Below are 8964 nucleotides of genomic sequence, written 5' to 3'. Positions count from 1 at the left end.
TCCATCTGGGCACCTTCACCGGCCCCACCGGAACGTTCCAGCAGGTCACCGCCCTGACCAAGCCTCAGCGAGACCTACTCGCGAAGCTGGACATCTCCGCTCCCAAGCAGGTCATCTCACTTCAGCCCGCACCCCGCTGACCAGCCAGAACACCACCGCCTAGAGACACGCCCTCCAGGCGGACACACGCACGTCCGCCCAGGTCAGACCCCGGATTTGCCTCTCCAGACCACGGAATTATGTCGAACCCGGGGCTGACCAACGTGCTCAAGCATGCCCAGGCGAGCACCGCGCAGATCACCGTCGCGTACGAACCCGGCGAGCTGACCCTCACGGTGACCGACGACGGCACCGCCCGCCCCGCCCCGAACCGTGCTGGGCGCGGGCTGACCGGGATGCGGGAGCGACTCGCCCTCTACGGCGGCACCTTGCAGGCCGGGCCCACCGCGACCGGCGGCTTCCAGGTACGGGCCGGCATCCCCCTCGCCGGGCCACAGCCAACCGCCGTGACACGGGAGCGGCCGTGACCATCCGGGTCCTGGTCGCCGACGACCAGCAACTGATCCGCATCGGCCTGGCCGGAATCGTGGACACCGCCCGGGACCTCACATCGATCGGCACCGTCGCAACGGGCCGGGACGCCGTCGCAGCAGCCGCCGAACACCGGCCCGACGTCGTCCTGATGGACATTCGGATGCCCGATATGGACGGCATCGAGGCCACCCGCCGTATCACAGCCTCCGGCCACGCCCGTGTCCTGATGCTCACCACCTTCGACCTGGACGAGTACGTCTTCGGCGCCCTTCAGGCAGGGGCCAGCGGCTTCCTCCTGAAGGACGCACCGCCCCTCGACCTGCTGTCCGCCGTCCGCACCGTCGCCCAGGGCGAGGCACTGCTCGCGCCACGCGTCACCAAACGGCTCATCGCGGCATACCTCGACAGGCCGGCACAGCCGCCACACGGTCGCCAACCGCCACGGCTGCCCGAGTCCATCACCACCCGTGAACACGAAGTGCTCCTGCTCGTCGCCGAAGGACTCACCAACGCCGAGATCGCCGAACGGCTCTACATCGGCGCCGGCACGGTGAAGACCCACGTTGCCCGGCTCCTGACCAAACTCGACGCCCGCGACCGCGTCCAACTCGTCATCCACGCCTACCGCAACGGCCTCACCAGCTAATCCGCTCAGCCTCGGACCGGCCTCGAATCCCTCCCGAACTCAGGCCCAGGCAGGCCGACTTGCCGGGTGCGGCGTTCCACGGAGCATCTGACTACGGGCCGACGTGGTGCAGCAGTGAATGCAGGAGCCCCTTCATCCCTTCCTGGGAGACGAACCGCAAGGTCGGGTCCTGGCCGTCCGGTTCCTGCGCCCACCACCGGGGCAACTCGACGTCGAGCAGGTTGTCGGCGTACCAACGACCAAAGTCGTCACCGTCGAGCAGCAGAACGGCCCAGGGCAGCAGGCGATAGACGAGCGAGGCTTCCGCCTCGGGATGTGCGGGCCGGCTCGGACGCCGGAGACCGTCCTGCAGCGCGAGGAGACGTCGTTGCTCGGCGGCACCGGCCTTGCTGATATGAACCGTCCGCAGCGACCACGCGCCCAGCAAGGCCGCTGCCACGCACAGCAGGAGAGCCGTGGAAGTGTTCCCCCTCCACATCAGGAACCCGCCGGCCAGTACGGCGATCGCCATGCTGAACAGCACGTAATACGGTCGGGCCACATAGCCGCGCTCACGGGCAGCCTTGGAGACGCTCTGCTGAAGCTGCGCGAGGCTGATCCTGGTACCGCGGGGGGAGGCCGGCGGACGGGGTTCGCGCCGGAGCCGCAGCTCGCCTTCCCGGCCAAGGATCGCGTCCAGCAGGGCGGCCCGGTCCGGGGGAAGCCCGGCCGCGGACCGGGTGCCGGGAAGTATCAGGTAGCCGTCCTCGTACGCTGCCGCCCGCAGATAGCCGTCCTCGGCAAGTGCCAGGGTTTCGCCCATCACGGCCTGCATCGGATTCCTGCCCCCGACCAGCCAGCTGCCGACCAAACAGCTCGACTCGGGTATCCCCGTCTCCGTGCCTGCATCTTTCACACGCCCCCCTAAGATCGCCCTGCCGCTGGGACGATACCGAAAACCCGCGGAACGCCAACTCGGAACGCTGAAGTGGGCGGCCAAGCGGCGGCACAGCGCACTGCCGATGCCATCGGTGCCGCCGGCAGCTCGGTTCGCGCCCGCGCCCACAGCTGCGGCACTGGCTTTCGGTGCGGCACACGCGTGGCCGCTGAAGCCCCGCCCCTGACCGTTCGGGCCGGTTCGCTTGGACGGGTGGCTGCATAGGTTCGCTTTGGTCCCCGGGATCCGGGGCCACATCGGAGCTGGAAGGTGCATGGCTGCATCTGCCGGCTCCGCTGATCGACTTGAGCTCTTGTGCGGTGAATCGCCCGGCATGCGCTGCCGGGCGCTGCCCGCCGTCGCGGCGCTGTTGCGCCGCATGGCCGTACTCGGCAGGGGCGCTGGACACATCTTGGAGTGACCATGACCGTTTCACCGGACAGTGCGCCCGCGAGCGGCCACCGAAGGAACGAAGCCGACGTCGTTGTGATCGGCGCGGGCCTGGCAGGGCTCACCGCGGCACGCGCACTCGTCGCGGCGGGACTGTCGGTTGCGGTCCTGGAGGCCCGCGACCGGGTCGGCGGCCGGCTCCTCAACCACGATCTGGGCGACGGTCAGGTGACCGAGATCGGCGGACAGTTCGCCGGACCCACACAGGACCACATCCTTGCGCTGGCCACAGAAGTCGGCGTGGCCACGTACCAGGCGACGGTCCCCGGCGAGAGCGTCTACGTGCACGCCGGGAGGGCCAAGCGGTTCTCCGGACAGGCGCTCCCGGACCTGCTGGCGCTTCCGGACATGGGTATCGCCCTGGCGCGTATCGGCCAGGCGGTGCGGAAGATTTCCCCGCAGGCCCCATGGCAGGCGCCGAAGGCTCGTGACCTGGACGGCATGACCTACGAGACCTGGCTGCGCAAGGCCGAGGTCACCGGCGCCGCCGTCGATCTGGTCAACATCTTCCTCAACTCCGCGTACGGCGGTGAAGCGCGCGACGCGTCCGCGCTGTTCAGCCTCTGGTACGTCTCGACATTCGGTGACGAAACGCATCCCGGCACGATGGAGCGCGGCACGGGCACCGAGGGCGGCGCCCAGGACAGCCGGTTCGTCGGAGGCTCCCAGCTGGTCGCCCAGCGGCTGGCCGTCGAACTCGACGGACGGGTCCGCCTCGCGGCGCCGGTGCGCCGTATCAGCCAGGACTCCACAGGCGTCACCGTCTTCTCGGACGCCGGGGACTGGCGGGCCGCCCGGGTGATCGTGGCCGTACCGCCGCTGCTGGCCTCCCGAATCGTCTGGGACCCGCTGCTGCCGCCGCAGCAGGACCAGCTCTACCAACGGCTCCCCTTCGGCACCCTCATGAAGTGCGTGGCCGTCTACGACAAACCGTTCTGGCGGGCAGAGGGCCTCTCCGGCATGGGCCTGCTGCGCGACGGCTCACCCATCCGCGAGATGTTCGACAACACCCCGCCCGACGGCGGGCCAGGGGTGCTCATGGGCTTCCTCGGCGGCAAGGAATGGCGCAAGTGGGCACACCGCCCGGCCCGTGAACGGCGCGGCGCGGTGCTGCGCTGTTTCGCCCGGGTCGTCGGGGAGCGGGCGTTCGACACCATCGACTACGTCGAGCAGGACTGGACCGCCGAACAGTGGACCCAGGGCGGTCCCACCTCCGTCGCCGCTCCGGGCGTGCTCACCGGCTACGGCGAGTGGATGGGCCGGCGTTTCGGCCGCGTGCACTGGGCGGGCGCCGAGTTCTCCCCGTACTGGACCGGATTCATGGACGGCGCCGTCCGCTCCGGCCAGCACGCCGCCGCCGAGCTGCTCGACCACAGCTGAGCCCCACCCACGCAAGCAGAAGGAGAACCCTGCCGTGAACAAGTACGTCGTCACCGAGAAGGCCGTCGTCGATGCTCCCGTCGAGCAGGTCTGGGAGGTCGTCTCCCGCACCGACCGGTACGCCGAGTGGGTCGCCGGTGCCATCGAGGTCACCGACCATCACGGAACCGCCACGGTCGGCAGGACGTATGCCGAGCACAACCGCACCCTCGGTCCGCTGCGGACCCGCTCGGTGTGGACCGTGCGGGAGGTCGAGCCGATGAGGCGCCGGGTCGACACCGGCACCGGTTTCGCCCCTCTGCGGGATCTGACCAACGTCTTCGAGTTCCGGACCGTGCAGGGTCCACGGGGCCGGGACGCCACGGAGATGACGTACCAAGTGGAGTACACCATGGGCCTGGGCCCTCTGGGGCTCCTCCTGGACTGCATCCAGCAGCCCGCGCTGCGCGCCGGTATGCGCACCTCCATGGCCAACCTCGACACGCTGCTGCGTTCCGAGAACTCGACGACGGCGCGGTGACATGCCGGCGACCCCTCAGTTCTTTACAGAGCACCGGCGTTCCGTGGCAGCCGCCTGCCATCGTCTCGCCGAAGCAGGGCTGCTGATCGGCACGGCGGGCAACGTGAGCGTGCGCGCCGGCGAGCACATCGCCGTCACCGCAACCGGCGCCGTTCTCGGTCACATCACTCCCGAACAGGTCACCGTGGTCGGCCCGGACGGTGACGTGATCGCCGGACACCTCCGGCCCACGTCCGAAGTGGAGCTGCATGGCGGGATCTACCAGCGGTACGACGCCGGCGCCGTGGTGCACACCCACTCGCCGCAGGCGACCGCGCTGTCCCTGGTGCTCGACGAGCTTCCGTGCGTCCACTACCAGCAGCTCGTGCTGGGCGGCACCGTACGAGTCGCACCGTTCGCCACATTCGGCAGCCCGGAACTCGCCGACCACGTCATGTCGGCACTCGACGGCCGATCGGCGGCACTGATGGCCAACCACGGCGCGGTCGTATACGGGCCGACGCTCGAAAGAGCCGTCGACAACGCGCTGTTGCTGGAGTGGGCGTGCGGCCTCTACCTGCGCGCCGCAACCCTCGGCGTACCGCGAGTCCTGGACGAGGACCAGCAGGCCGCCGTCATCCGCGCCGCGTTGCGCCGTGGCTACGGCAGCACCCATCCCCTCGATGACACCACCCACTCCATCGAAGAGAAGAAGAGCCGCTGATGAACCAGTCAGTCATCACCCTCGGGGCCCACGTGTTCGACGTGCAGGTCCGGCCCGTCGAGTCGATCCCGGAGGGGCAGGGGGCGGCCCTGGTGGACCAGATCCGGTTCAGCCCGGCGGGCTCGGCCGCCGGTACCGCACTGACGCTGGCCAAGCTGGGCGCAATCGTGCGGACCGCCGGCGCGGTGGGTAGCGACCCGATCGGTGACCTGCTGCTGAGCATGCTGGCTGCTCACGGTGTGGACACCTCGCTCGTCCTGCGCCGCGACGACACTCAGACCTCGGCCTCGGTGCTGCCCATCCGCCCCGACGGCAGCCGTCCCGCCTTCCACGTCCTGGGCGCGAACATCGCCTACGGCCCGGACGACGCCCCGCACACCGAGATCGCCGGAGCCAGCCATCTCCACATGGGAGCACCGGAGTTGATGGGCGGGGAGGCTGCCGCGAAGATCCTCGCTCCCGCACGGGCCGCAGGCGTGGTCACCTCCGCCGACCTGCTGGCCTCCGGCGACAGCGGTCTGTTCGACTGGATCGCGCCCGCGTTCCCCTACCTGGACCACCTGCTGCCCAATGAGGAACAGGTGCTCGGCCTCACCGGCGCGGCCACCGTGGAGGACGGCGCGCGCAGGTTCCTCGCGGAAGGGGTCGGTTGCGTCGCCACGACCCGGGGTGCCAGCGGAGCGCTGGTGGTCACCGCGGACGAGGTGATCGAGGTTCCGGCTTTCGCGGTCGACGTGGTCGACACCACCGGCTGCGGCGACGCCTTCTCCGCCGGTTTCCTGCGTGGTCTGGGGCTGGGGCGCGCGCTGCGAGAGTGCGCGGTGCTCGGCTGCGCGGCGGCGGCGCTGGTGGCCCAAGGGCTCGGCAGCGACCACGGGGAGTTCGACCTCGCCGCCGCGGACGCCCTCGCCGCCACGGCACCCGTACTGGAACTGCGGTAACGGCGGCGGCCGGCCCTCAACGACTCACAGCGCCTGTTGAAACAGGACGAACAGGCGCTGAACGAAAGGTATGCCCGGTGCAGCAACTCACCGAGATCTCCGCGACGGCTGTCGCGACCACCGTCCACCGCCTGCGCGCCACCTTCGCAACGGGGCGGACGAAACCCGTGGCCTGGCGTCGCGGCCAACTACGGGCTCTGCGGGCTCTGCTGACCGATCACGCGGACGAACTCCAGAACGCGCTGCAGGCCGATCTCGGCAAGAGCGCCTTGGAAGCGTTCACGACGGAGATCGGTTTCACGGTCAATGAGATCGACCACGCGCTCGCCCACCTGACCTCGTGGCTGCGTCCGCGCCGCACCCGCGTCCCTGTGGCGCTCGCGCCCGCCCGTGCCCGGATCGTTCGGGAGCCTCTGGGGACGGTCCTGATCATCAGTCCGTGGAACTATCCGGTGCAGTTGGCCCTGGCACCACTGGTCGGCGCCCTGGCAGCGGGCAACTGCGCTGTCGTCAAGCCCAGTGAACTCGCTCCCGCGACCTCTGCCGTTCTCGCCCGGCTGCTGCCGCTCCATCTCGACCAGGAGGCCGTGGCTGTCGTCGAGGGCGGCATCCCCGAGACGACAGTCCTGCTGGAGCAGCGCTTCGACCACATCTTCTACACCGGCAACGGCTCTGTCGGGCGGATCGTCATGAACGCCGCCGCACGCCACCTCACGCCGGTGACTTTGGAGTTGGGCGGCAAGAGCCCCGTCGTAGTGGAACCGGGCACCGACCTGGCCACGGCTGCCCGCCGCATCGTCTGGGGCAAGTTCATGAACGCCGGTCAGACCTGTGTCGCGCCGGACTACGTCCTGGCCGTCGGTGAGACCGCGGCCACACTCGAAACCCACCTCGCCGCGGCTGTCCGCGCCCTGTACGGCGACAACCCGGCCGACAGCCCCGACTACGGCCGCATCGTCAACAACCGCCACTTCGAACGGCTGTTGGGCTATCTGAAGGACGGACGTACCGTCATCGGCGGCGCCCACGATCGCAGCAGCCGTTACATCGCCCCCACTGTCCTCGCAGATGTGGACCCGGGCTCCCGGGTGATGAACGAGGAGATCTTCGGCCCCGTCCTGCCCATCGTCGCCGTCCCCGACCTGGACACCGCCATCTCCTTCATCACCGAACGCGACAAGCCCCTGGCCCTCTACGCCTTCACCGCCTCCGCCGCGAGCAAGCGCCGACTGGTGACGCAGACGTCCTCCGGTGCCCTGTCCTTCGGTGTCCCCAACGCGCATCTGACCGTCCCTGGCCTGCCGTTCGGCGGCGTAGGGGCCAGCGGTTTCGGCCGCTACCACGGCGAGTACTCCATCGACACCTTCAGCCACACCAAAGCGGTGCTGGACAAGCCGCTGTTCCCGGACACGCTGCGGCCCGCGTACCCGCCCTTCACCGCTCTCAAGGAGCGGCTGCTGCGCCGTCTGCTGTGAACGACCCGGTATCCCCCTGTCCACAGGTACGGCCCGACACTCGGCCGTCGGCGGTGTGGCCCCCTCTACAGCCGTGAGGGGGCCACACCGCCGACGGCGTTCGTGCGTATCAGCAAGGTGGTTACGCGCGGCCTGCGGCTCGAGCCGGATGGTTGAAGAATCGTGCGGTCGCCAGAAGCGTCAGAACCAATCCGGCAGGGATCGCGTAGGCGAGTCTGAAGTGGCCGGTGGATCCGAGAGTGCCGCTGGCCGCTCCGCCGGCGAGCACGCCTATGTAGTTGAAGACGTTCATACGCGCCAGGACCACTTCCGTCGCCCCTGGCCGCAGGCGCCCGGCGGAGGCCAGACAGAGGGGAACGAGCGCGGAGACTCCCAGTCCGGTGCCTGCAGCCGCCAGGATCGCGTACGGCCAGGCGGGGGCGGCTGCCAGGCCGGCCAGGGCGGCGGCGGTCAGAAGCGTGGCGGCACGGATGACGGCCGCCGGTCCGATCCTGCGTACGAGCCGGTCGGCGCCCGCGCGCCCGGTGACGGTACCCACCTGATAGGCGGCATAGGCCAGGGGTGCGACGGACAAGGCGGTGTCCAGGGTCTGGTGGAGATAGAGCGTCGACCACGACGAGACCGTGGAGTCGATGACATAGGCGACCAGAAGGACCAAGCCGAAGGGAGCGAGTCGTGCCCAGAGCCCACGACCGAGTCCGGCCGCGCCGGCGGCGTGATCGGAGACAGGAGAAGGCGGGTCGGCGGGGAGCACGTGGGAGCGGATGGTCAGGGCGAGGACCAGAACGAGAGCGGCCTGGGCGGTCAGGGTGTACTCGACGCCCCAGCCGAGATGTGCGGCACCCGCGGTGAGCAGGGCAGCCGCGACACCGGCGGTGCTCCAGGCGGCGTAGAAGGAGGCGAAAACGCTCCGGCCGTAGTGGCGTTCGACCGCCGCGGCCCGAGTGTTCGCCGACACATCGATGCAGCCCAGCGCCAGACCGAACAGGCAGTAGGACACCGCGACCGCGGCCTGGCCGGGCGCCCAGCCAATCAGCAGCAGAGCCACAGCGCTCGCCACCACGGCGGCCCGCATGGCGGCCATCAGTCCCAGACGCCGGATCACGCCCAGGCCCACGAAGCTGCCGACTCCCGCGCTCAAGGCGATGGCGACGACAAGCACGGTCATCAGCTGTGGTGACAAGCCGAACCGCTCCTTGACGGCGGGCACCGTGGTGGAGACAGCGGCCACCGCAGTTCCCTGGGCGGCGAACACCGTCGCCGCGACCCGCCGGGCCGGCGCAAGTGGGCTCCGGCCCGTGGTGCGTCGCGGAGCCGTCTGAAGAGGTGCAGTCATGGCTATCCTTCGTTCTCGCGCTCTCGCGCCGGGGATCCGGGAAGGGGGGTCACGGACAGCAGG

The 8964-nt window shown here is 69.8% G+C and carries 9 protein-coding genes; 7 read left to right on the top strand and 2 right to left on the bottom strand.

Annotated features, from left to right (window positions below; genetic code table 11):
* The first annotated feature begins 239 nt into the window (after positions 1–239).
* Together ACWCQ1_RS44405 and ACWCQ1_RS44400 are read left to right on the top strand one after the other, a co-directional pair.
* Positions 240–527 carry a sensor histidine kinase gene (locus ACWCQ1_RS44405; protein WP_451029160.1) on the top strand — a complete coding sequence of 96 codons (288 nt, stop codon included), beginning with the start codon at positions 240–242 and terminating at the stop codon, positions 525–527.
* Positions 524–1180, top strand: coding sequence for a response regulator (locus tag ACWCQ1_RS44400; RefSeq protein ID WP_133042376.1), 657 nt, complete (start codon positions 524–526; stop codon positions 1178–1180). The genes ACWCQ1_RS44405 and ACWCQ1_RS44400 overlap by 4 nt, the downstream gene beginning before the upstream one ends.
* 91 nt (positions 1181–1271) lie before the next feature.
* On the opposite strand, the gene ACWCQ1_RS44395 is transcribed toward ACWCQ1_RS44400, so the two are convergent.
* Positions 1272–1994 carry a hypothetical protein gene (locus tag ACWCQ1_RS44395; protein ID WP_451029159.1) on the bottom strand — a complete coding sequence of 241 codons (723 nt, stop codon included), beginning with the start codon at positions 1992–1994 and terminating at the stop codon, positions 1272–1274.
* 525 nt (positions 1995–2519) lie between these two features.
* Here ACWCQ1_RS44395 and ACWCQ1_RS44390 point away from each other — a divergent pair.
* The 5 genes from ACWCQ1_RS44390 to ACWCQ1_RS44370 all read left to right on the top strand — a co-directional run bounded on the left by ACWCQ1_RS44390 (position 2520) and on the right by ACWCQ1_RS44370 (position 7565).
* Positions 2520–3926: a flavin monoamine oxidase family protein gene (locus ACWCQ1_RS44390; protein ID WP_451029158.1), complete on the top strand. Its 1407-nt coding sequence runs from the start codon at positions 2520–2522 to the stop codon at positions 3924–3926.
* 34 nt (positions 3927–3960) lie between these two features.
* Positions 3961–4446: an SRPBCC family protein gene (locus ACWCQ1_RS44385; RefSeq protein ID WP_133042379.1), complete on the top strand. Its 486-nt coding sequence runs from the start codon at positions 3961–3963 to the stop codon at positions 4444–4446.
* Between the two features lies 1 nt (position 4447).
* Positions 4448–5149, top strand: coding sequence for a class II aldolase/adducin family protein (locus ACWCQ1_RS44380; protein ID WP_451029157.1), 702 nt, complete (start codon positions 4448–4450; stop codon positions 5147–5149).
* Positions 5149–6090, top strand: a complete 942-nt coding sequence (locus tag ACWCQ1_RS44375; protein ID WP_451029156.1) for a carbohydrate kinase family protein — start codon at positions 5149–5151, stop codon at positions 6088–6090. Before ACWCQ1_RS44380 ends, ACWCQ1_RS44375 begins: the two co-directional genes overlap by 1 nt.
* A gap of 77 nt (positions 6091–6167) precedes the next feature.
* Positions 6168–7565: an aldehyde dehydrogenase family protein gene (locus ACWCQ1_RS44370; RefSeq protein WP_451029155.1), complete on the top strand. Its 1398-nt coding sequence runs from the start codon at positions 6168–6170 to the stop codon at positions 7563–7565.
* 121 nt (positions 7566–7686) lie between these two features.
* Here ACWCQ1_RS44370 and ACWCQ1_RS44365 read toward each other — a convergent pair whose 3' ends face one another.
* On the bottom strand, positions 7687–8901 hold the full coding sequence (locus tag ACWCQ1_RS44365) for an MFS transporter (RefSeq protein WP_451029154.1): 1215 nt from the start codon (positions 8899–8901) through the stop codon (positions 7687–7689).
* Between the last annotated feature and the right edge of the window lie 63 nt (positions 8902–8964).

The organism is Streptomyces sp. NPDC002144, from assembly GCF_053593695.1.
Note: the sequence above shows the minus strand (reverse complement) of the source record. Positions and strands in the feature narration are given on the sequence as shown.